Origin of the sequence: Streptomyces sp. NPDC012510, assembly GCF_042955065.1 — a bacterium.
GTDB lineage: Bacteria > Actinomycetota > Actinomycetes > Streptomycetales > Streptomycetaceae > Streptomyces.
The window spans coordinates 448,999-471,349 of record NZ_JBIBEN010000005.1 but is presented as its reverse complement, the minus strand read 5'-3'; the positions used below and the strand labels follow the sequence as shown (position 1 = coordinate 471,349).

The window sequence follows — 22,351 nt, the reverse complement described above, 5'->3', positions numbered from 1 at the left end:
GGTACGCAGGGCCGTCACCCAGGTTTCACGAGAGTCCTCCGGGGGGTGACGCCGTTCCGGCCGAGGCTCAGTCGGCCGGAACGGCGTCTCCCCCATTCTCCACCGTTCAGGCGGCCGGGTGGGGGCGAAGCGCTTACTTCGCGCGGTAACGGCGCATCTTCGCGCGGGCGCCGCACACCCGCATCGAGCACCAGCGGCCGCGTCCGGCCGGGCTGCGGTCGTAGTACGCCCAGTGGCAGTCGGCGGCCTCGCAGGCCTTGAGGCGTTGCCAGGTGCCGGCCGTGAGCGCCTCGGCGACGGCCGCGGCCACGCGGGAGAGCAGGGGGGCCGGGTCGGCGGCGGGGCGCAGGGTCGCGGATCCGTCCTCGGCCCGGACCGCGACGACGAGCGGAGCGGCGGCGAGGAGGTCGCCGAGCGGGGTCACCGGGCGGGGCGGGGCGTGTCCGGCGTGGGCCAGCAGGGTCGCCCGCAGGGACTCCCGCAGTTCGCGTACGGCCGTGAGGTCCTCACCGGCCGCCAGGTCCAGGCGGGCCCGGGTCTCCGGGGTGTCCAGGACGTCGGCGCCCGTCTCCAGGTCCAGCGTGTTCACCAGGCTCTCGACGAGTGCCAGGCCGCCGGGGGCGGACGCTCTCTCGCTCATACCGGTGACGTTACCTCTTAGGAGGATGCATGAGGTAACCGTTACCGGTTACGCTCTCTTACAGGTAACCGATGCCGCATGAGGCAAGGAGAAGGCCATGGCCATCGCCAAGCTGGATGTCGTCGTTCTGGACTGTCCCGACCCGGCCGCGCTCGCCGGGTTCTACGCCGAGGTGATCGGCGGGAAGGTCGTCCCGGCGGAGGAGGACTGGGTGAACCTGGAGCTGCCGGGCGAGGGTGTGAAGCTGGCGTTCCAGAAGGCGCCGGGGTTCGTGGCGCCGGAGTGGCCCTCGCCAAAGCGGTCGCAGCAGTTCCATCTCGACCTGAACGTCGAGGACATGGACGCGGCGGAGAAGCAGGTGCTGGCGCTGGGGGCGACGGTGCTGGACGCGGAGGATCGTGAGCGGGGGTTCCGGGTGTACGCGGATCCGGCGGGGCATCCGTTCTGTCTGTGTGCGGTGTGAGGACGCCGTAGGAGAAGGGGCGTGGGGCCGGGGGGCCTGGTGGAGCGGCCGCGGGTCCGTCGTGGCTGTCGCGCGGTTCCCCGCGCCTCTGAAAGCATCCCGGCCCGCCCAGGTTCCAGAGGCATTCCCGCGCCCCAGGTCGAGGCAGGGGCGCGAGGTGTGTGGTGACGGTCAGCCGTCCAGCTCCGCGATCCTCGCCGTCGAGGGCTGTCGGCGGTCCTTCGCCGCACGGGCCGTGAAGTCGGCGGAGCGCAGGACCCGTTGGACGTTGCCCCAGGTGAGGAGGGCGAGGTCGGTGTCGGACCAGCCTCGGCGCATGAGTTCGGCGACCAGTCGGGGGTAGCAGGAGGCGTCGGTGAGGTCCTGGGGGTGGGCGACGCCGGAGTCGTAGGCGCCGGAGAGGCCGACGCATTCGGGGCCGGCGATCTTGCGGACGTGTTCGAGGTGGTCGGCGACGTCACGGACGGACGGGCCGGTCTGCTCGGCGGTGAGCGGCACCATGCACAGGCCGTGGGCCTCGCCCAGCGCGGACAGGAGGTCGTCGGGGAGGTTCGCGGGGTGGGAACGCAGGGCATCGGCCGCCGAGCGGGTGCACACGACCGGGGCGCGGGAGACCGCGATCACCCGACGGATCGTCGGCTCCGAGGCGCCGGAGAGGTCGGCGAGGACGCCGACGCGGTTCATCTCGCGGACCACCTCTTTGCCGAACCTGCTCAGCCCGGAGCCGCTCGCCCAGGAGGCGCCGGCGAGCGTGAGGGCCTTGAGGCCGAGCACGTGCAGGGCGCGCAGGATGCCCAGGGAGTCGCCCATCGCGGGGGCTCCGGCGGGCCCGAGCAGGACCGCGACCCGGCCGCGGTTGCGGGCGTCGGTGATCTCCCCCGCGCTGTGCACCAGCCGCAGGCCCTCGGGGTGGCCGTCGACGACCGTCCTGACCAGGTCCAGCTGCTCCAGGGTGGCGCCGACGGCCCACTCGCCGGTCAGGCCCTCCGGGAGGTGCAGCGACCAGAACAGCGCGCCGATGTGGCCCTTGCGCATCCGCGGTACGTCGGTGTCCACCCCGCCCTCGCCCAGCTCCAGGTCGAAGCGGGGCAGTTCGCGCAGCGCCCACGGCAGCCCGCTGTAACCGTCGGCGACGGGGTGCACGTCGAGGAAGGCGTGCGCCTCGGCCAGTTCGTCGGGAGGCTCGGAGACTTCGGAGAGTACGGAGACTTCGGAGAGTACGGAGGGTTCGGAGAGTACGGAGGGCCCGGAGGGTCCAGAAGGTCCAGAGGGCCCGGAGGGTCCGGAGGGCGGAGGCTCGCCGCTCCGTCGCGCGGCGGTGGGCGCCCCGGCCGTCCGGGCCTCGGTGTGCTTGTCCGTCCCGGCTGCGGCGGCCACGGCGCCCCCGGGCCGGACGGTCCCTGGTGCGACGATCCCCGGTGCGGCGGCCCCCGGTCCGGCCGTCCCGGTCGTACCGTCGGACCCGGCCATCGGCTCCGCCCCCGGCGGCAGGTGACCGGGCCCCGGCCCGCGTCGGGTGTCGGTGGTGGGCGGGGTGTCGAGCTCCCCCGCCTCCCCCGCTCGGAGTTCGTCCTGCAGATCTGCCATGGCGGACCTCCGTAGCCGTTGGGTGATCGCAGTACTGATCACCGTGACACGGGGGCCGCGCGCCTTCCTGGTGGGTGGGGCGTTCGGGTTGTACGGGCCGTCGTGAGGCCGCCGTACGCCACCCGGCTGACTCCCGGGCGGGCTCGGGCGTCACCCGTCCAGCTGCTCCCGCGTCGCGTTCGACGGGCCCGTACGGGACTGGAGGTCCCGGGCCACGTCCTCCGCCGCACCCAGCACGCGGACCGCGTTCTGCCAGGTCAGCTTGGCCAGGTCGGTCCGGGACCAGCCTCGGTCGAGGAGCTCGGCGATCAGGTTCGGGTAGCCGGAGACGTCGTCCAGGCCGTCCGGGGTGAAGGCCGTGCCGTCGTAGTCGCCGCCGATGCCGAGGTGGTCGATGCCGGCGACCTCGCGCATGTGGTCGAGGTGGTCCGCGACCGTGGACACCGTGGCGACCGGGCGGGGGTTGCGCTCCTCGAAGGCGCGGTGGACCGCCATCGCCTCGGGGGTGGTGTCGAGGTGGTGGAGTCCGTGGACGCGCATGTTCTCGTCGGCGGCGGCCGTCCAGTCGACGGCGGCCTGGAGCACGAACTTCGGCACGAACGTCACCATGGCCACGCCCCCGTTGGCCGGGAGGCGTTCCAGGACGTCGTCCGGGATGTTGCGGGGGTGGTCGCAGACGGCCCGCGACGAGGAGTGCGAGAAGATCACCGGGGCGACGGAGGTGTCGAGCGCGTCGCGCATCGTCGTCGCGGCCACGTGCGAGAGGTCGACCAGCATGCCCTCGCGGTTCATCTCCCGGACGACCGCCCGGCCGAAGGCCGACAGACCGCCGACCGCCGGGGCGTCGGTGGCGGAGTCCGCCCAGGCGATGTTGTCGTTGTGGGTGAGCGTCAGGTAGCGGACGCCGAGCGCGTACAGGGCTCGCAGGGTGGCGAGGGAGTTGTCGATGGAGTGCCCGCCCTCGGCGCCCATCAGGGAGGCGATACGGCCCTCGGCGCGGGCCGCCTCCATGTCGGCCGCAGTCAGCGCGGCCCGCAATTCGGCCGGGTAACGGCCGATCAACTGCCGTACACAGTCGATCTGTTCGAGGGTCGCGGGCACCGCCCCCGGCAGGAACGCGGCGTCCGAGGGCACATACACCGACCAGAACTGCGCCCCGACGCCGCCCGCGCGCAGTCGCCCCAGGTCGGTGTGCAGACAGGCGCTCTGGTCGGTGGCGATGTCCCGGGCGTCGAGGTCGTAGCGGACCTGCTGGCGCAGCGCCCAGGGCAGGTCGTTGTGCCCGTCCGCGACCGGGAACTCCCGCAGCAGTTCCCGGGCCGCCTCCAGTGCTGTCATACCCATGTCCCCCGTGTCCCCCGTGGTCCCGGTCATCGCGTCACGTCTACTTTCCGAAGCCGAATCCGTTGCCGGCTCCCTCGACCTTGGTGCGCAGGCGCTTGCCCTTCTCGGTGGCCTGGTCGTTCAGCTCCTGTTGGAACTCCCGCATACGGCCGAGAAGTTCCTCGTCCTGCGTGGCCAGGATCCGGGCGGCCAGCAGTCCGGCGTTGCGTGCCCCGGCGACGGAGACCGTGGCGACCGGCACACCGGCCGGCATCTGCACGATCGACAGCAGGGAGTCCATGCCGTCGAGGTACTTCAGCGGCACGGGGACGCCGATGACGGGCAGCGGGGTCACGGAGGCGAGCATGCCGGGCAGATGGGCGGCGCCGCCCGCGCCCGCGATGATCACCTTGATGCCCCGGCCCGCGGCCTCCTCGCCGTACGCGATCATCTCGCGCGGCATCCGGTGCGCCGAGACGACGTCGACCTCGTACGCGATCTCGAACTCGTCGAGGGCCTGCGCGGCGGCCTCCATGACGGGCCAGTCGGAGTCCGACCCCATGACAATGCCAACGACGGGGCTCATTCGGTGATCGTGCCTCTCAGGTAGCCGGCGGCGTGACGGGCGCGGTCCAGCACGTCGTCGAGGTCGTCGCCGTAGGTGTTGACGTGGCCGACCTTGCGGCCGGGCTTCACGTCCTTGCCGTACATGTGGATCTTGAGCTGGGGGTCGCGGGCCATGCAGTGCAGGTACGCGGAGTACATGTCCGGGTAGTCGCCGCCGAGGACGTTGACCATGACGGTCCATTTCGCGCGGGGGCGCGGGTCGCCGAGGGGCAGGTCCAGAACCGCGCGGACGTGGTTGGCGAACTGGCTGGTGACCGCCCCGTCCATCGACCAGTGGCCGGAGTTGTGGGGGCGCATGGCGAGCTCGTTGACCAGGATGCGGCCGTCGCGGGTCTGGAACAGCTCGACGGCCAGGTGGCCGATGACGTCCAGTTCCTTGGCGATGCGCAGCGCCATCTCCTCGGCGCGCAGGGCCAGCGCCTCGTCCAGGTCGGGGGCCGGCGCGATGACGGTGTCACAGACCCCGTTCACCTGCTGCGACTCCACCACCGGATAGGCGACGGCCTGGCCGTGCGGGGACCGTACGACGTTCGCGGCCAGCTCCCGTACGAAGTCGACCTTCTCCTCCGCGAGGACCGGGACCCCGGCGCGGAAGGGTTCGGCGGCCTCCTCCACCGACCGGACGACCCACACCCCCTTGCCGTCGTAGCCGCCCCGGACGGTCTTGAGAACGACCGGAAAACCCTCACCCTCGGCGGCGAACGCGGCCACGTCGTCGGGGTCCGCGACGATGCGGTGCCGGGGGCAGGGCACACCGATCGCGTCGAGCTTCGCGCGCATCACCCCCTTGTCCTGGGCGTGCTGGAGCGCGTCCGGCCCCGGGCGTACGGGGATGCCGTCCGCCTCCAGGGCACGTAGGTGCTCGGTGGGTACGTGTTCGTGATCGAAGGTGATCACATCGCAGCCCTGCGCGAACGCACGCAACGTCTCCAGATCGCGGTAGTCGCCTATGACGACATCACCGACGACCTGCGCCGCGGAATCCTGAGGGGTGTCACTGAGGAGCTTGAACCTGATGCCGAGCGGGATGCCCGCCTCGTGTGTCATACGAGCGAGCTGCCCCCCGCCGACCATGCCGACTACCGGGAACGTCACACCCCCAGACTATCCGCCACGGAATCGGCCACTCCAGGCCGTCCGTTTTCCCCGCCCGTTTCCCACAGGACCGCCTTTGGGCCAGGCCCGGACGCTCCCTGTGAGCTTCTGCACAGGCGTTGCCGAGGGCCGCTGGTTAGCATGTCTGAACCAGTGGATTTCGACCGAAGACCAGCTCATTTCGGACGGAACAGCAACCGGCTGACCACCGGCACGTCACCGACCGGACCGAACGACGGGGGCCGCACACGATGGGAAGTACCACCTCGGGGCCGACAAGGAAGCCCCGTGGCGGCCTGCGCGGCCGGATCGACATGTTCATGCGGGAGGTCGCCAAGTTCGGCGCGGTGGGCGGTGCGGGGCTGCTGGTGAACCTCGCCGTGTTCAACCTCGTACGGCACACCACCGATCTGCAGGTCGTACGGGCCAGCGTCATCGCCACGATCGTCGCCATCGCCTTCAACTACGTGGGCTTCCGCTACTTCACGTACCGGGACCGTGACAAGAGCGGGCGCACGCGGGAGATGACACTCTTCCTGCTGTTCAGCGCGGTCGGGCTCGTCATCGAGAACGGGATCCTCTACACCGCCACGTACGGCTTCGACTGGGACAGCCCGCTGCAGTCCAACATCTTCAAGTTCCTCGGCATCGGCGTCGCGACCCTCTTCCGGTTCTGGTCGTACCGCACCTGGGTGTTCCGGGCCCTCCCGGGCCGCGAGACGGTGGCCGGCGCCGAATCGTTCCTCGAAGCGGGGGCCGCCCACCCTCCGGCGGTCACCGGCAAACGCCGCTGAGGACGGGCGGGGAAGCCGAACCCCTGGCCCCCCTGGCCCCTGCCCCCTGCCCCCTGCCCCCCGATCCTTAACGAACCGGCCGGTCGTCGCTCGCCGGTGTCCTCACCGGCGTACGCGACAGGAACAACCCGAACACCGGCGGCTGGGCCTGGAGCATCTCCAGACGCCCCCCGTCCGCCTCGGCGAGGTCACGCGCCACGGCCAGCCCGATGCCCGTCGAGTTGCGCCCGCTGATCGCCCGCTCGAAGATCCGCGCCCCGAGGTCGGCGGGCACACCGGGCCCCTCGTCGGTGACCTCGATCACCGCCTGGTTCCCGGTGACGCGCGTACGCAGCGCCACCGTGCCGCCCCCGTGCATGAGCGAGTTCTCGATCAGCGCGGCCAGCACCTGGGCGACCGCGCCCGGCGTGCCCACGGCTTGAAGGTGCCGCTTGCCGGAGCTGACGACAGCGCGCCCCGCGCTGCGGTAGGCCGGACGCCACTCCTCGAGCTGCTGCTTGATGACCTCGTCCAGTTCGAAGGAGACGGCCGATCCGTTGCGAGGGTCGCGGGAGTTGGTGAGGAGCCGTTCCACGACGTCCGTGAGCCGCTCGACCTGTGTGAGCGCGATGTGCGCCTCCTCCTTCACCGTGGCGAGGTCGTCGGTGAGGGTGATCTCCTCCAGGCGCATGGACAGCGCGGTCAGCGGTGTACGCAGCTGATGGGAGGCGTCCGCCGCGAGGCGCCGCTCGGCGGTCAGCATGCGGCCGATGCGCTCGGCGGAGGCGTCCAGCACGTCCGCGACCCGGTCGAGCTCGTGGACGCCGTATCTCTTGTGGCGGGGGCGCGGGTCGCCGGAGCCGAGCCGTTCGGCGGTCTCGGCGAGGTCGGTGAGGGGGGAGGCGAGGCGGTTGGCCTGGCGTACGGCGAGGAGGACGGCGGCGATGACGGCGAGCAGGGCGACCGCCGCGATGATCAGCAGCGTACGGCCGACCTCGCGGCTGACCGCGGAGCGGGACTCCTCGACCGTGACGATCTCGTTCTTCTCGCCCTCGGCCTTGTGACGGATGACGTCGCCGACGGGCTTCTCGCCGATCTCGATCGCGGGCTGGCCCGGGACCTCGATACGGGCATAGCGCTCGTCGCCGACCTGGTCTCTGAGGACCTCGGCGGTGATGCGTTCGTCGCCGATGATGCGGCTGTCCACGATGCTCGTGAGCTGGACCGCCTCCGACTCCACGCGTTCCTCGGCACTGTTGCTGATCGTGCGGGTCTCGACGATGACGAGGGAGACGCCGAAGACCGCGATGACTACGAGGACCACGGCGAGGGTGGACTGGATGAGGCGGCGGCGCACGTTGCCCTCCGGGCCGGCGGGGTGTTCTATGTGGACAAGTGTGCCTCTGCCCGGTGCGGCACCCGGCGTCGGGGGCCGCAGCCCGTGAGGGGCGCGGGACTGTGACATGTGCGGCTCGGCCGCGCGGGCGCGAGCTGCCACGTGGGCGCGATCAGCCACGCGGGCGCGATCTGCCACGAACGACCCGCGCGGCCGCCGCGAAGGGGAGGACCTCCCGGGCTGTCAGGCGCCGGGCCCGGCCCCTCAGTTCTTCTCGAAGCGGAAGCCGACCCCTCGTACCGTCGCGATGTACCGCGGGTTCGCCGCGTCGTCGCCGAGCTTCTTGCGCAGCCAGGAGATGTGCATGTCCAGCGTCTTGGTCGAGGACCACCACGTCGTGTCCCAGACCTCGCGCATCAGCTGGTCGCGGGTGACGACCCGGCCCGCGTCGCGGACGAGCACCCGCAGCAGGTCGAACTCCTTCGCCGTGAGCTGCAGCTCCTCCTCACCCATCCACGCCCGGTGCGACTCGACGTCGATGCGGACGCCGTGCGTCGCGGGCGGCTGCTGGGGCTCGGCGGCGCCACGCCGGAGCAGGGCCCGGACACGGGCCAGCAACTCGGCGAGCCGGAAGGGCTTGGTGACGTAGTCGTCGGCGCCCGCGTCGAGGCCGACGACGGTGTCCACCTCGTCGGCGCGCGCGGTCAGGATGAGGATCGGGATGGCGTGGCCCTCGGCGCGCAGCCGACGGGCCACCTCCAGACCGTCCATGCCGGGCAGCCCCAGATCCAGGACGACCAGGTCGATGCCACCCTGTATTCCGGCGTCCAGCGCGGTGGGGCCGTCCTCGCGGACCTCCACCTCGTACCCTTCCCGGCGCAGTGCGCGAGCCAACGGCTCCGAGATGGACGCGTCGTCCTCGGCGAGCAGTACACGGGTCATGGAGTGATGGTAGTCCGCCGAGAACCGCAGGTGGAGGGTGATCGGCAAGCGTGATTCACACCTTTGTCCAACCGCTCTCTCACCTCGACCGGGCATGATCGACTTCGGTGGGCGTTTCGTCCCGGCCCCGACGAGGGCGTGCGGGGGTGCGTGGAGGTGGCGTCCGGATGCGGTGCGGATCGCGCGGTGATCCTGTGAGCGTGGCACTCCACACCACGAGCACCGTCGCCGTACCCTGCATCCATGCGGGACGACCCCATGATTTACCTTCGAATGCGCGAGAACAGAACCCTTCTTACCTGTAATTCACCTATCAAGCCCTTCCTTTTGCCGCAGCTTTCTGACGTATGGTGACGGAACGCCTTCAGTAGCACGCGGGGGCCTTTGGCGACATATCCCCACTGAAGGTCTCCTTTGTGTGCGAACCGACTCGCGGCCTGGCCCCGAGCGCGCGACGCACCACACCCCGGCGCACGACGCGCACGGCGGGACACATCTCCCGGCCGCCCCCTCCACAGGGCGCGCACCCCCACGTGCAGCGTCCCGACCTGCAAGGAACGACCATGGCGTCCAGCCTGACGAAGGACTCGGCCGGCCGGGGAACCCCCGACGCCGGCACCTTCTTCGGCCACCCCCGCGGACTGGCCACGCTCTTCATGACCGAGATGTGGGAGCGGTTCTCCTACTACGGCATGAAGGCCCTTCTCACCGTCTACCTGCTCTCCGGCGGCCCCGACGCCGGCAAGGGGAGCATGGGCGGCGGTCTGGCCATGGACCTGGCCACCACCACCACGATCGTCGCCGTGTACTCCGCGATGGTGTACCTGCTCGCGATGCCCGGCGGCTGGCTCGGCGACCGCGTCTGGGGCCCCCGGAAGACGGTGGCGATCGCCGCCGTCACGATCATGTGCGGGCACCTCGTGCTCGCCCTGCCGGGCGGTCAGGCCCCGTTCTTCGCCGGTCTGGCGCTGGTCGCGGCAGGCTCCGGTCTGCTGAAGGCCAACATCTCCACGATGGTGGGCCATCTCTACGACGGCCCCGAGGACCCCCGGCGCGACGGCGGCTTCACGATCTTCTACATGGGCATCAACGCGGGTGCCTTCTTCGCACCGTTGGCCATCGGCACCGTCGGCCAGGAGGTCAACTGGCACCTGGGCTTCGGTCTCGCCGCCGTCGGCATGGCCATCGGTCTGGCGGCCTTCCTCCTGGGCAGCCGGACCCTCAGCCCGACGAGCGATATCGTCCCCAAGCCGTTGGCGGCCGAGGAGCGCACCGCCTGGCTGCGCAAGGGACTGCTCTGGCTCGCCGTCGCGGCCGTCTTCTACGGCGCGGTGGGCCTCAGCGGCCACTTCACCTTGAACTGGGCGATGATCCCGCTCACCGTCATCGGTCTGATCGTCCCGGCCGGTGTGCTGCTGCGCATCAAGCGGGACAAGGCACTGTCGGCCGCCGAGCAGTCGAAGATGACCGGCTACATCTGGTTCTTCGTCGCCGCCGCCGTGTTCTGGATGATCTACGACCAGGGCGCGTCAACGGTGCAGGCGTTCGGCTCGAACGACGAGAAGGTGGCGGGCTCGCTGCTCGGCTTCGGCTTCCCGACCTCCTGGTACCAGTCGCTGAACCCGCTGTTCATCATGGCGCTGGCCCCGGTCTTCGCCTGGCTCTGGCTGTGGTTGAACCGGCAGGGCAGGGAACCCGGCACCGCCGTGAAGTTCGCGATGGCCCTGGTGCTCATCGGCGTCTCGTTCTTCTTCTTTCTGATCCCGCTGGGGATGGCGGCGGAAGGCACCCTGGCCAGCCCTGTGTGGCTGGTGGGCATCTACTTCATCCAGACCGTCGGTGAACTGTGCCTCTCCCCGGTCGGTCTGTCGGTGACGACGAAGATGGCCCCGGCCAAGTACGCCAGCCAGATGATGGGCGTGTGGTTCCTCGCGGTCACGGCCGGGGACTCCATCACCGGGCTGCTCTCCAACCCGGCCGTCGGCGGCTTCGACCTCAGCGGCACCGGCATCGTCGCCGTCGAGGCCACGCTCGCAGCCCTCGCCGGCCTGGCGATCTACATGTACCGCAAGAAGGTCAGGGCCCTCACGGGCGACGTCAACTGAGTCCCGTACCGAACGACGCGGCCGAAGGGCCACGGCGCACCGGCTGCGAGGGCCCTTCGTCGCGCCTCCCGCGCGGGCGCCCTTCCACCGCTCATGTAGGGGTGTCCTCCCGCCGCACGGACAGACGCCCGGCCCGGGGCGCGTCCGCGTCCCTGTCCGGGGTGAACCACGGCAGTGTCGAGGCCGAGGTCGCACGGGACCGGGAACCCGCACGGGAACGGGAAGGTGCGTGTGCGGGGGTCGAGGGGCTCGGTTCGGGGGTCCGGGCGGGAGGTTCGGGCGTTCCGTGGCCTCGTCGCCCGGCTGAAGGGTGCTCCGGCCGTGCCCGGTCCACCACCGCCATCCCCAGCCGGAAGAGTGCGGCCGGTACGACGAGGCAGAGCATCAGCCAGAAGAGGGTCACGCCCCAGGGACGGCCCACGGACCACGGTTGTTCGGCGAGGACCTTGCCGCCGTACTTGAGGGAGACGGTGTAGTCGCCGTGGGCGCCGGCGGCGAGGTCGACCGGGAGGGTGATGCGGGCCTCGCGCCCCGGCCGGATCGTGCCGTGCCACCGCTGTTCCTCCCACCGGGGCGCGAACACGCCGTGGGAGGTGCCGACCTGGAAGACGGGGTTCTCCACCGGAGAGGTACCGACGTTGCCCACGGTGACGGCCAACTCGCGGGCGGGCGGCGCCCCGAACCAGGTCAACAGCCCGCTGGAGCCCGTCAGCCGACCGTCCGCCAGGAGCGAGAGCCGTCCGCCGGTCGCCTCCCGGGGCAACGGCTCGACCGAGTGCCCGGCCACCTGGAAGGCCGTGTCGGCGTCGGCCTTCGGACCCGTGATCGTGCGGACGTGCACGACGCACGGACACGGCACCGGCGGCTCGGCCACCGCCAACTCCCGGCGGAAGCCGCCCTTGTCGTCGGCGGTCACGGCCCGCCCGTCGGCGTTGGCACAGGAGTCGGTGCCACCGGGCACTCCTCGTGACGGCTCGGACTGCCCGCAGATCAGGACCATCAGGATCGCCTCGGGCCGCCAGCCGCTGCCGGTCACCGTCACCGAACCACCGGTTCCCGCCTGCGCCTTGGACACCTTCACCGTCGGCTTCTCGGCGGCCTGGGCGACCCCACCGGCGAACAGCGACACCAGTGCCACGACGAGCGCGAGCCCGCACGTGACCGCGCGTGTGGTCGCGGGCGTGACCGCGTGGACGGCCACGCGTGCCGGCATGCGTCTGAACGCGCGTGCGGGCGCACAGATGGACGCACAGGGGGACGCCTCGGTGCACGCACCGGTGGACGCACAAGGGGACGCCTCGGTGCACGCACCGGTGGACGCACAAGGGGACGCCTCGGTGCACGCACCGGTGGACGCACAGGGGGACGCCCCGCCCGTGAACACCGCCGACGCCGACGCCGCCCTGGAAACCCGCCGTTCTTCGGTCACGTCACCGCTCCCGTCAGCGGCGTGCGGCCTGGTTCCTGCGTGTCACCCACAGCACCCCCGCCGCCCCGGTGAGCAGCACCGTGCCGCCGAGCGTGCCGAGCGCGACCGCCGAGTCCAGAGGGCCGGTCCGCGGGAGCTCTCCTCCCGATCCACCGGTTCCACCGGAGCCCGAGCCACCACCCGTCCCCGTCCCACCCGAGGTACCGCCCGACGCGCTTCCACCGGCGGCGGTGACGTCGAGCGTCAGCGACGGACCGGGGTCGTTCCCCGGCGTACAGGTCGTCACCGTGCCCAGGGCCTTGATCGTGAGCACGCCCGCGGTGAAGTCGACCTTCCCGGTCTCCTTCGGCGTGTACGTGCCGCTCAAGTCGTTGATCTTGATCGGGGTGTTGGCCGGGAGCGCCTCCTGGTTGGCGGGGCCCGTCACCGTGAGCGTCCCGCTGTCGGCACCGCTCAGCTCGATCGTGGCGCTCGGTGTCATCGCCCCCTTGCCCAGCTCGACCGGGCTGGAGGACACACCCTTCTGCCACGACATGGTGATCTTGTAGCCGTCGCCGCTCTCCACGCTCTTGATGTCGATCGGCGACACCGCGGACTTGTCCCCGATGGGCGTCTTGCAGTTGTACTCGACGTCCACGACCTCGGCGTGGGCCACCGGGGCGGCCCACAGCACCGCCGAGCCGGCCAGGGCCACGAGGGACGCGAGCGCGGCGGTTCGTTTCTGGTACGTCCGGTACGACACCTCGGCACCCCACATTTCTGACGGAACATCAGATCGGCCGCTCAAGGTACGCCTGGAGCCTTGGAGAAGGAAGACACACGCAAGTGTCGGATGTGTGTCGATGAGCCGGGCTCGGCTCTCACGGGTGGGCCGCCGCCGGCAACCGAAGGAGTGCGGGAGCCGCGACGGGTCAACGACGCCTACATCGAGGCGGAACCGCGCAGGGAACTACGCGGGAAACGACCCAGGAACTACGCGGGAAACGACGCAGGGAGCCACGCAGGAACCGCGCGATCAACCGCGGCGATCCCTTGGCCGCCGACGCGCGACATCCCCCACGGTCCTCACCCAGGGGCTCCCAACTCGGCCCAGACGGTCTTCCCGGTGGACCCGGGAGTCCGTACGACCCCCCAGTCCAGACAGAGCCGTTGGACGATGAACATCCCGTGCCCACCCGGCCGCCCCGCCCGGTGCGGCGTCCGCGGCGCCGGATCCCCCGCGCCCCGGTCGGACACCTCGATCCGCAGCACCTTGTTGTCGCACCCGATCCTCAACTCGGCCGGGCCCTCCGCATGGAGACACGCGTTGGTGACCAGCTCGGACACCACCAACAGCACATCCTCGGCCGCGGCCCGCTGATCCGCGGTCGCGGCCGGCAACCACCCCCACGCGTACAGCACCTGCCGGGTGAAGTCACGGGCGAGCGGCACCACGCCGCTCTCGCCCTCGAAGGTCAACCGGCGGGACCGACGGCTCGCCCCGGATGCCACGGGCGGGTCCTCGCCTGGCGCCCCGGAAGCGCCGCCGGCACCCGGTTCCGGGCCGCGGTCGCCCGGCGAGAAAGGCCGGGTGGTGCTCATCAGCGCTTCACCTCACCGATTCACCATTTTCACGATTCAGGACTTGTCAAGGGTGCGGGACGAAGACCCGCGGCACATGCCGTTTTCTGATGTCATCCGTTGCGCCATCCGTGCTTCTGTCGCATTTCCGTCGTACCGCCCAGCCTCTGCCCATCACTCTGCCGAGCCGCTGTCGGGCCGCTGTCGGCCCCCCGCCGCTCCGCCGCCGCCCTTGCCGAGCCGTCGGCGTCGTGTCGTTCCGGGTCACCGCCGACACGTTCAGGATGTCTCCTGCCCGAGCGAACCGTGAGAACACCCACGTTTTCGGCACAGAACCTGTGACGCGGACAACCCGCCGGTCCGGGTGGGACACCTGCGGAGCGACCCCGAAGGCGGGCGACCGGTCCAAGGGCTCCGGCACGGGGCCGCGGCACCGGCTGACGGCCCCCGTGCCGGAGGCCGCGGCCGATCGCCCAGGACCTAGTCGCCCAGGGCCGTCTCAAGGGTGTCGTGCACGGTGAACACCGCGTCCGCCCCGGTGATCTCGAAGACCCGCGCCACCGCCGGGAGCATGCCCGCCAGATGGACCCCGCCGCCCGCGGCCTCCGCCCTGAGCCGGACACCCAACAGGACGTTCAGCCCGGTGGAGTCACAGAACTCCAGTCGCGAGCAGTCCACCACCAGCCGGGCGAATCCCTTCCCCAGGCAGCTCTCCAGTGGCTCACGCAACAGATCGGCGGTGTGGTGATCGAGCTCACCCGCCGGGGTCACGACGGCACTGGGGCCCTCTTCCCGCACCTCGACCCGTAGTCGGCCCGACTGTGCGCTGCCGACCGTCCCACGGTCCATGCCGTCTCTCTCCCGACCGTCGTGACTGCTGACTCGCCCCCGAACACTACGCCTTCTCCACACTCCCCGACACCCGAACAATCGCCCACAAAGGGGCATTTCGCCACAGGATGCACTTGCGACGGCGTCCTGAAACCGGGTAGGGCTAGTAGAGACACGAATCGACACGGCCGGCTTTGGAGGCGCCGCACACCGCAGTACACGTAGTGGCATCGGCGGCCATATGCCGAGAACGATGGAGGACATCATGTCACCCCGGCTCGACGCATCGCATACCCAGAGGGCGACGTCGGCATCCGCCCCGGAAGAGAACCAGGACGACCTCGCCCACGATCCCGTCGACGCGCTCGCCGACCTTCCGGAGATCCCCCCGTACGACGAGGTGGGGCCGGTGGACGCGCGAGCCCTGTCCAAGACCCTCTTCGAGCGGCTGGAGTCCCTCGAGGAAGGCACGTACGAGTACTCGTACGTCCGCAACACCCTGGTCGAACTCAACCTGGCCCTGGTGAAGTTCGCCGCGTCCCGCTTCCGCTCGCGCAGCGAGCCGATGGAGGACATCATCCAGGTCGGCACGATCGGCCTGATCAAGGCGATCGACCGCTTCGAACTGAGCCGTGGGGTCGAGTTCCCCACTTTCGCCATGCCGACCATCGTCGGCGAGATCAAGCGTTTCTTCCGCGACACGAGCTGGTCCGTGCGGGTGCCGCGCAGACTTCAGGAACTCCGGCTCGACCTGGCCAAGGCCGGTGACGAGCTCGCTCAGAAGCTCGATCGCGCTCCGACGGTGGGAGAGCTGGCGGAGCGCCTCGGGCTGTCGAACGACGAGGTCGTCGAAGGCATGGCGGCGTCGAACGCGTACACCGCCTCCTCGCTGGACGCCCAGCCCGAGGAGGACGACTCCGAGGGTGCCCTGGCAGACCGGATCGGCTACGAGGACCACGGTCTCGAAGGCATCGAGTACGTCGAGTCCTTGAAGCCGCTGATCGCCGAACTTCCGCCGCGCGACCGGAAGATCCTTTCCCTTCGGTTCGTGGCCAACATGACGCAGTCCGAGATCGGGGACGAGCTGGGCATCTCCCAGATGCACGTCTCCCGGCTGTTGTCCCGCACGCTGGTACGGCTGCGCAGGGGGCTGACGCTTGAGGAGTGAGCGCGAGGAGTGAGCGCGTCGGCGTCGGTGACGACGGTGACGAGGTGACGACGGTGATGCAAGGCGGCCGGGTGCGGCAGGAGTTGCGACACTCCTCCCGTCACCCGGCCGAACTGTTTCCGGCCTGACCCCTATCTCGCCCCCTTACCGCAAGAAACACCTTCCCCGCGGTTCTCCTTCCGCCACTATGGTCACGCGTCAGAGTTTGGTATGCCAGAAGTCGGCTGACGGCGGACACGGGGGTGCGAGGAGGCGAGGATGGCTCGGGCTCGGGACGAACGTTCCGGCGACGACGGCCACAAGGACCACGAGGACCACGAGGACCTCAAGGACTTCGGCGACTCCAGGGACTTCAGCGACTTCAGCGACCACCGGGACACCGGTGCGTCGGGCCCAGGCCCTGACGACGTGTCCGAGTACTCGCACAGAGGTGCGTCCGACGCGCGCCTCACGGCGCTGTTACGCACCGACTCGCCCACCGCGTACACGGCCCTGCGCGAACTGCGCGAACGCCACCATCCGTCGGTCCTCGCCTACGCGCGGCTGTGCGCCGCGAGCGAGTCCTCGGCACGGCAGTTGGCGACCCGGGCATTCACTGCCGCGACCCGGGAGACGGCACGCGGCAGCGAGCCGTCCGTCCCGTGGCGTCACCAACTGCTGTTGCTGACCGCGCGAATGGCGTCGGGCTGGGCCACCGACGACCACGCGTCCGGCCTCGACCCCGCCCTGCTCGTGACGCTGCGCACGGCGGGCCCGGAGGGCCTCGTCCCGCCCCTGCTCACGGCGTTCGAATCCCTCCCGCCTCGTGCCCAGGGCCTCATCTGGTACAGCGTCGTGGAGCGCGAGCCGGAGGAGCGTACGGCCGTGCTTCTCGGCCTCACCGCCGACGACGTGGCGTACCGGTGGCAGTCCGCGCTCCACGCGCTGCACCAGGCCTGCCTCAGCGTCCGTCTCGCCGCCTCCGAGGATCCGCGCTGCCAGGACTTCCGGCGCCTGATCGAGGAGTGCGTACGGCCGGACTCCCGCCGCCACAGCACGGACCTGCACAGCCACATGGCCCACTGCGCGCACTGCACCGGCGCGTACGAGGAGTTGTGCGCCCTGCGGGACAACCCGCGCGCGACGCTCGCGGAGGGGCTGCTGCCGTGGGGTGGCATGGCGTATGCGGGTGGTGGGGCTGGGGCGCGTGATGGTTCGGGCGGTCGTGGTGGATCGGGCGGTCGTGACGGGGGCCGTCCGGAGGCTGGGGCGGCGGATGTGGCCGGCGCGGAGGATTTTTCCGAGCCGGGGACCGGGACCGGAGCGCGGGCCTGGTGGGGGTCACAGTCGCAGTCGCAGTCGGGAGTTGCGGGAGCAGCCGGTGCGGGGGCGGCGGCAGGGGCATGGGCTGGGGCAGACCTTGGGACCGAGGACGGTACCGGTGCCGACAGCGGGAGCAGCGCGGGGGCCGACAGCGGGACCGGTGTCGGCCCCGGGGTTGTAATCGGGGCAGAGGCGTGGGACGAGTCCAGGGCCGGGACAGAGGCGTGGGCCGAGTCCAGGATCGGGCCCGGGTCCGGGCTTAGGGACGAGGCCCGTGTCGGGGTCGCCGGGGCGGCCGGAGTCCGTTCTGAGGAGGGCGGGGCCGGTGGTGTAGTCAGAACGTCAGGGGGCGCGTGGTCGCCGTCGCGGCGGTTCGTTCTGTCCTCGGTGGCGTTGAGCGTGGCCGTGGCGCCGTTGCTGACGTTCCTGGTGTTCTCGGGCTCGGGAGACTCGTCGTCCCCGGACGCGGCGAGTCCCGGTGGTACGCCGACCAGCCCGCCCCCGGGGCCGACGACTCCGGCGGCACCCACGAGCCCGACACCGTCACCGACCGCCTCGGACACCGAACGCCCGTCGCGGCCTTCGAAGTCCCCCGAGCCGACGAAGAGCCCGGGCCCGAGCCCGTCGAAACCCGACCGTCGGACGCCCTCGCTGCCGTACGGGCCGCCGCTGAGCGGTGCCTACGCCCAGGTGGTGAACGTCGGCTCGGGACTGTGCCTGGACATCCGGGGTGAGCTGGAGGAGGGGACGGACGTGGTGACGGCCACCTGCTCCTCGCGTGCCACCCAGCGCTGGCGTCTCGACTCCCACCTGGACGCCCTGCAGTCCTACGCGGACCCGGGCCTGTGCCTCGACAGCCGCGGCGCCACCGACGAAGGGGTGAGCGTCCGGGAATGCGACTCGCTGGACGGGAAGAACGGCGAGAACCTGAGGTTCACGGTCGACTCCCGGGGACAGATCCGCCCGGCGATCGCGCAGGGGCACGCCGTGACACCGGACTCGCTCGGCTCCGTCGCCTTCGCCGAGGCGACGGGGCGGAACGGACAGCGGTGGCGGGCGGGCGCCGGACCCGTCCACACCTGAGACCCGGCCCGTCGACACCTGAGACCCGGCCCGTCCACACCTGCGACCCGGTCAGAGTACGCGTGCGCCCTTGCGCCACACGCCTGTGACCAGGGGGACGCCCGGGCGGTAGGCGAGGTGGACGTGGCTGGGCGCGTCCAGGAGCGCGAGGTCGGCGTACGCGCCCGGCGTGAGACGTCCGACGTCATCGCGGCGGAGCGCCCGCGCGCCCCCCGCCGTGGCCGACCAGACGGCCTCGTCCGGGGTCATCCCCATGTCGCGCACGGCGAGCGCCACGCAGAAGGGGACGGACGAGGTGAAGGACGACCCCGGGTTGCAGTCCGTCGAGAGGGCCACCGTCACGCCGGCGTCGAGCAGGCGGCGGGCGTTCGGCCACTCGGCGCGGGTTGAGAACTCGGCGCCGGGGAGGAGGGTGGCGACCGTCCGGCTGCCGGCGAGGGCGTCCACGTCGGCGTCCGTGAGGTGGGTGCAGTGGTCGGCGCTGGCCGCGTCCAGCTCGACGGCCAGTTGGACGCCGGGGCCGTACGAGAGCTGGTTGGCGTGGACGCGCGGGTGCAGGCCCTTCGCCTTGCCGGCCGTGAGGATCGCGCGGGCCTGGCCGCCGTCGAAGGCGCCCTTCTCGCAGAAGACGTCGATCCAACGGGCGTACGGGGCGCAGGCGTCGAGCATCTCCCCGGTGACCAGTGCCACGTACGCGGCGGGGTCCTCGGCGTGGCCGGGGGAGACGATGTGGGCGCCGAGGTACGTCACCTCGTCCGTGTGCCGGGCGGCGACGCGCAGGGACCGTGCCTCGTCCTCGACGGTCAGGCCGTAGCCGGACTTCGTCTCCAGGGTGGTCGTGCCCTGCCGGAGGGCCTCGCGGAGGTAACGGGTGAGGTTGGCCTCCAGTTCCTCGTCGGTGGCGGCGCGGGTGGCGGCGACGGTCGTACGGATGCCGCCCGCGCTGTAGGGCCTGCCGGACATCCGGGCGTTGAACTCGGCGGTCCGGTCGCCCGCGAAAACGAGGTGGGAGTGGGAGTCCACGAAGCCCGGGATCACCGCCCGCCCACCGGCGTCGACCCGATTGTCAGTGGCGGGTGCTTTGCTTTGATCACCGGTCCACGCGATGCGTTCACCGTCGATGACGACGGCCGCGTCCTGGATCAGTCCAAGGGGGGATCCGTCGCCGAGGGAGGGGTCATTGGTGACCAGGGCAGCGATGTTGGTGATGAGTGTGCTGGCGGTGCTCGCCGAGCTGGCGGGGCTGTCGGTCGTCGGGCTGCTCATGGCGTCCTTGGTTGCCTGGTCGGCGGTCGGGTCGGGTTCGGGAGCGGAGTCGGGTTCGGGAGCGGGCCGCTCGATCGTGCGACCGGGGGTCATCCGCGCAGTGCGGCGACGGCTTCCGCGAGGGCTCTCGGCACATCCGGTACGAGCGCGTGCGCCCCGTCCCGTACGACGTGCCGACCTCCCACCACCGTGTGCGACACGTCTGCTGCCGACGCGGCGAATACAGCAGTCTCCGCACCGAGCCGTGGAAGCGGCCCCGCTGTCCTGACGGAGTCGAGCGCGATCGTCGTGAAGTCGGCGAGGGCGCCCGTCTCCATGGCACCGGCGTCTTCCCAGCCGATCGCCGCGTGGCCGTCGGCCGAGGCCGCCCGCAACAGGGCCGCCGCCGTCCAGTGTCCGCGCGTACGGGTGCGCAGCCGCTCGTTCAGCTCCATCGAGCGCGCCTCTTCGAGCAGGTCGACGACGGCGTGGCTGTCGGAGCCGAGGGAGAGCGGGGAGCCCGCCCGTTGCAGGGCGACGGCGGGTCCGATGCCGTCCGCGAGGTCCCGCTCGGTGGTCGGGCACATACAGGTGCCGGTGCCGCTGTCGCCGATCAGGGCGATGTCCTCGTCGGTGAGGTGGGTGTTGTGGACGCCGGTGGTGCGGGGGCCCAGCACGCCGTGGTCGGCGAGGAGTCGGGTGGGGGTGCAGCCGTGTGCCGCGTGGCAGGCGTCGTTCTCCGCCGTCTGCTCCGACAGATGCACATGGAGCGGGGCCCGCCGTTCCTCGGCCCATCGCGCCACCGTCTCCAACTGCCCGGCCGGCACGGCCCGTACGGAGTGCACCGCCGCACCGATCCGCGCGTGATCCCGGTCCTTGAGAACTGAACAGCGTTCGGCCCATGCCTCGGCCGTGCCGTCGGAGAAGCGGAGCTGGTGGTGGTCGGGCGCCTTGCCGAAGCCGGCGGAGAGGTAGGCCGTGTCGAGGAGGGTGATCCGGATGCCCGCCTCGGCGGCGGCCTCGATCAGCGCCTCGCCCATGGCGTTCGGGTCGGCGTACGGGGCGCCGCCGGGGGCGTGGTGCACGTAGTGGAACTCGCCGACGGCGGTGATCCCCGCCAGTGCCATCTCCGCGTACACGGCGCGGGCGAGGGAGTGGTAGGTGTCCGGGGTCAACCGGTCCGCCACCCGGTACATGACCTCGCGCCAGGTCCAGAAGGTGCCCGAGCCGACCTGGACCGTGCCGCGCAGGGCCCGGTGGAAGGCGTGGCTGTGGGCGTTGGCGAGGCCGGGCAGGGTCAGGCCGCGCAGGACGACCGCGCCCGGGGGCGGGGTGGGCGTCCCGGTGCGCACGGCGGTGATGCGGCCGTCGGTTCCGGCGGTCCCGGCAGTGCCAGCGGTTCCGGCGGTCCCGGCGGTTCCGGCGGTTCCGGGGGTTCCGGCGGTTCCGGCGGTTCCGGCGGTGGTCACCGTGAGGGTCACGCCGGGCTCGACGTTCGTGCCGAGCCAGGCGTGTTCGAGCCAGTAGGTCGTCTCCGTCACCTGCGGGCCAGCCCTTCCAGTACGTCGGCGAGCGCGGTCACCCCGGCCAGGCAGTCGTCCTCGGCGGCGTGCTCGGCCGGGGAGTGCGAGACGCCCGTCGGGTTGCGTACGAACAGCATGGCGGTCGGGACGGTCCCGGAGAGGATCCCGGCGTCGTGTCCGGCGCCGGTCCCGAGCACCGGCACCTTCAGGTCGGCCGTGTCCCGGCCCAGGATGCGGGCGATCTCGTCCCGTAGGGCGTGTTGGAACTCGACGACGGGGGTGAAGGACTCCCGGACGACGTCCAGCTCGATGCCGTGCTCGCGGGCGTAGTCACGGGCGGCCTCCTCGATCGCGCCGACGACCGTGTCCAGCGTCGTCTGGTCCTCGGCGCGGGAGTCGAGCCAGCCGCGTACGAGGGAGGGGATGGCGTTGACGCCGTTCGGCTCGACGGAGATCTTGCCGAAGGTGGCGACGGCACCGGCGAGCCGTGCCTCCCGGCGGGCGGCGAGCACGGTCTCCGCGTACGACAGCATGGGGTCGCGGCGGTCCACGAGTCGTGTGGTGCCCGCGTGGTTGGCCTCGCCGCGGAAGTCGAACCGCCACCGCCCGTGCGGCCAGATGGAGCTGGCGATGCCGACGGCGTCGCCGGAGAGGTCCAGGGACCGACCCTGCTCGACGTGCAGTTCGACGAAGGCCCCGATTCGCGCGAGGCGTTCCGGATCGGGTCCGATGCCCTCCGGGTCGTATCCGGCGGCTTCCATCGCCCGCGGCAGCGTGACCCCGTCGCCGTCGGTCAGCCGCACCGCCTGTTCGACGGTCAGCCGCCCGGCGGCCAGTCGTGACCCCACGCAGGCCAGCCCGAACCGGGCGCCCTCCTCGTCGCCGAAGTTGACGATGGCGAGGGGCTTGTCGAACCGGGCGCCCCGCGAGCGGAGTTCGTCGAGCGCGGCGAAGGACGACACGACGCCGAGGGGGCCGTCGAAGGCGCCGCCGTCGGGCACGGAGTCGAGATGGGACCCGGTGACGACAGCGTCCCCGGCGGCGGGATCGCCGAGCCAGGCCCACTGGTTCCCATTGCGGTCGACCTCGTAGTGCAGCCCGCGGTCGCGGGCCTGCTCCTCGAACCAGGCCCGGCACTCGGCATCGGCCCCGGTCCACGCGAACCGGCGATAGCCACCGGACTCGGGGTGCCGCCCGATGGGCCTGAGATCCCGCCACATCTCATGGAAGGAGGCACCACCGCGCATGACGGGCGCTCGCCGAGGCTCCTGCGCGGCCCTCTCCCCAGGCTGTGGATCGTCGGCACGACCGCTCCCCAC

At 71.3% G+C, this 22,351-nt stretch carries 20 protein-coding genes; 6 read left to right on the top strand and 14 right to left on the bottom strand.

The window, feature by feature from the left end:
- Positions 1-133 precede the first annotated feature (133 nt).
- On the bottom strand, positions 134-640 hold the full coding sequence (locus ACFY9I_RS12425; RefSeq protein ID WP_391000269.1) for a CGNR zinc finger domain-containing protein: 507 nt from the start codon (positions 638-640) through the stop codon (positions 134-136).
- A 97-nt stretch (positions 641-737) separates the two neighbouring features.
- Between ACFY9I_RS12425 and ACFY9I_RS12420 the strand changes: the two genes are divergently transcribed.
- Positions 738-1,103, top strand: a complete 366-nt coding sequence (locus ACFY9I_RS12420; protein WP_391000267.1) for a VOC family protein — start codon at positions 738-740, stop codon at positions 1,101-1,103.
- Positions 1,104-1,274: 171 nt separating this feature from the next.
- Here ACFY9I_RS12420 and ACFY9I_RS12415 read toward each other — a convergent pair whose 3' ends face one another.
- The 4 genes from ACFY9I_RS12415 to ACFY9I_RS12400 form a co-directional block, all read right to left on the bottom strand.
- Positions 1,275-2,690, bottom strand: coding sequence for a membrane dipeptidase (locus ACFY9I_RS12415; protein ID WP_391000265.1), 1,416 nt, complete (start codon positions 2,688-2,690; stop codon positions 1,275-1,277).
- A 150-nt stretch (positions 2,691-2,840) separates the two neighbouring features.
- Positions 2,841-4,028: a membrane dipeptidase gene (locus ACFY9I_RS12410; RefSeq protein WP_391000403.1), complete on the bottom strand. Its 1,188-nt coding sequence runs from the start codon at positions 4,026-4,028 to the stop codon at positions 2,841-2,843.
- A gap of 46 nt (positions 4,029-4,074) precedes the next feature.
- Positions 4,075-4,599, bottom strand: coding sequence for a 5-(carboxyamino)imidazole ribonucleotide mutase (purE, locus tag ACFY9I_RS12405; RefSeq protein ID WP_391000262.1), 525 nt, complete (start codon positions 4,597-4,599; stop codon positions 4,075-4,077).
- Positions 4,596-5,735 carry a 5-(carboxyamino)imidazole ribonucleotide synthase gene (locus ACFY9I_RS12400; protein WP_391000260.1) on the bottom strand — a complete coding sequence of 380 codons (1,140 nt, stop codon included), beginning with the start codon at positions 5,733-5,735 and terminating at the stop codon, positions 4,596-4,598. The genes purE and ACFY9I_RS12400 overlap by 4 nt, the downstream gene beginning before the upstream one ends.
- A gap of 251 nt (positions 5,736-5,986) precedes the next feature.
- On the opposite strand from ACFY9I_RS12400, the gene ACFY9I_RS12395 reads away from it, so the two are divergent.
- On the top strand, positions 5,987-6,529 hold the full coding sequence (locus tag ACFY9I_RS12395) for a GtrA family protein (RefSeq protein WP_391000258.1): 543 nt from the start codon (positions 5,987-5,989) through the stop codon (positions 6,527-6,529).
- Between the two features lie 67 nt (positions 6,530-6,596).
- Here the strand turns inward: ACFY9I_RS12395 and ACFY9I_RS12390 are convergent, their stop codons facing one another.
- On the bottom strand, positions 6,597-7,865 hold the full coding sequence (locus ACFY9I_RS12390) for an ATP-binding protein (RefSeq protein ID WP_391000256.1): 1,269 nt from the start codon (positions 7,863-7,865) through the stop codon (positions 6,597-6,599).
- Positions 7,866-8,108: 243 nt separating this feature from the next.
- The gene (locus tag ACFY9I_RS12385) at positions 8,109-8,786 is read right to left on the bottom strand and encodes a winged helix-turn-helix domain-containing protein (RefSeq protein ID WP_391000254.1); all 678 of its coding nucleotides are present in this window, start codon (positions 8,784-8,786) and stop codon (positions 8,109-8,111) included.
- Between the two features lie 563 nt (positions 8,787-9,349).
- Between ACFY9I_RS12385 and ACFY9I_RS12380 the strand changes: the two genes are divergently transcribed.
- Positions 9,350-10,891, top strand: coding sequence for an oligopeptide:H+ symporter (locus tag ACFY9I_RS12380; RefSeq protein WP_391000252.1), 1,542 nt, complete (start codon positions 9,350-9,352; stop codon positions 10,889-10,891).
- Positions 10,892-10,982: 91 nt separating this feature from the next.
- Here ACFY9I_RS12380 and ACFY9I_RS12375 read toward each other — a convergent pair whose 3' ends face one another.
- From ACFY9I_RS12375 to ACFY9I_RS12360, 4 genes are all read right to left on the bottom strand, one after another.
- Complete coding sequence (locus ACFY9I_RS12375; RefSeq protein WP_391000250.1) at positions 10,983-12,104, bottom strand: hypothetical protein; 1,122 nt, start codon at positions 12,102-12,104, stop codon at positions 10,983-10,985.
- 229 nt (positions 12,105-12,333) lie between these two features.
- Positions 12,334-13,077 (bottom strand): peptidase, encoded by a 744-nt coding sequence (locus ACFY9I_RS12370; protein WP_391000248.1) that lies wholly within the window; start codon positions 13,075-13,077, stop codon positions 12,334-12,336.
- 308 nt (positions 13,078-13,385) lie between these two features.
- On the bottom strand, positions 13,386-13,901 hold the full coding sequence (locus ACFY9I_RS12365) for an ATP-binding protein (protein WP_391000245.1): 516 nt from the start codon (positions 13,899-13,901) through the stop codon (positions 13,386-13,388).
- Between the two features lie 459 nt (positions 13,902-14,360).
- Positions 14,361-14,729 carry an anti-sigma factor antagonist gene (locus tag ACFY9I_RS12360; RefSeq protein WP_391000242.1) on the bottom strand — a complete coding sequence of 123 codons (369 nt, stop codon included), beginning with the start codon at positions 14,727-14,729 and terminating at the stop codon, positions 14,361-14,363.
- Positions 14,730-14,964: 235 nt separating this feature from the next.
- Between ACFY9I_RS12360 and ACFY9I_RS12355 the strand changes: the two genes are divergently transcribed.
- The 3 genes from ACFY9I_RS12355 to ACFY9I_RS12345 all read left to right on the top strand — a co-directional run bounded on the left by ACFY9I_RS12355 (position 14,965) and on the right by ACFY9I_RS12345 (position 18,264).
- Complete coding sequence (locus tag ACFY9I_RS12355; RefSeq protein ID WP_391000239.1) at positions 14,965-15,879, top strand: SigB/SigF/SigG family RNA polymerase sigma factor; 915 nt, start codon at positions 14,965-14,967, stop codon at positions 15,877-15,879.
- On the top strand, positions 15,876-16,007 hold the full coding sequence (locus ACFY9I_RS12350) for a hypothetical protein (RefSeq protein ID WP_391000236.1): 132 nt from the start codon (positions 15,876-15,878) through the stop codon (positions 16,005-16,007). Before ACFY9I_RS12355 ends, ACFY9I_RS12350 begins: the two co-directional genes overlap by 4 nt.
- 130 nt (positions 16,008-16,137) lie before the next feature.
- Entirely contained in the window at positions 16,138-18,264 is a 2,127-nt protein-coding gene (locus ACFY9I_RS12345) for a ricin-type beta-trefoil lectin domain protein (RefSeq protein WP_391000234.1), read from the top strand.
- A 51-nt stretch (positions 18,265-18,315) separates the two neighbouring features.
- Here the strand turns inward: ACFY9I_RS12345 and hutI are convergent, their stop codons facing one another.
- Genes hutI through ACFY9I_RS12330 form a run of 3 tightly spaced genes read right to left on the bottom strand, consistent with a single transcriptional unit; the run spans position 18,316 to position 22,351 of the window.
- Positions 18,316-19,623 (bottom strand): imidazolonepropionase, encoded by a 1,308-nt coding sequence (gene hutI / locus ACFY9I_RS12340; protein WP_391000233.1) that lies wholly within the window; start codon positions 19,621-19,623, stop codon positions 18,316-18,318.
- Positions 19,620-21,050, bottom strand: a complete 1,431-nt coding sequence (locus ACFY9I_RS12335) for a formimidoylglutamate deiminase (RefSeq protein ID WP_391000232.1) — start codon at positions 21,048-21,050, stop codon at positions 19,620-19,622. The genes hutI and ACFY9I_RS12335 overlap by 4 nt, the downstream gene beginning before the upstream one ends.
- Positions 21,047-22,351, bottom strand: coding sequence for an allantoate amidohydrolase (locus tag ACFY9I_RS12330; RefSeq protein WP_391000230.1), 1,305 nt, complete (start codon positions 22,349-22,351; stop codon positions 21,047-21,049). The genes ACFY9I_RS12335 and ACFY9I_RS12330 overlap by 4 nt, the downstream gene beginning before the upstream one ends.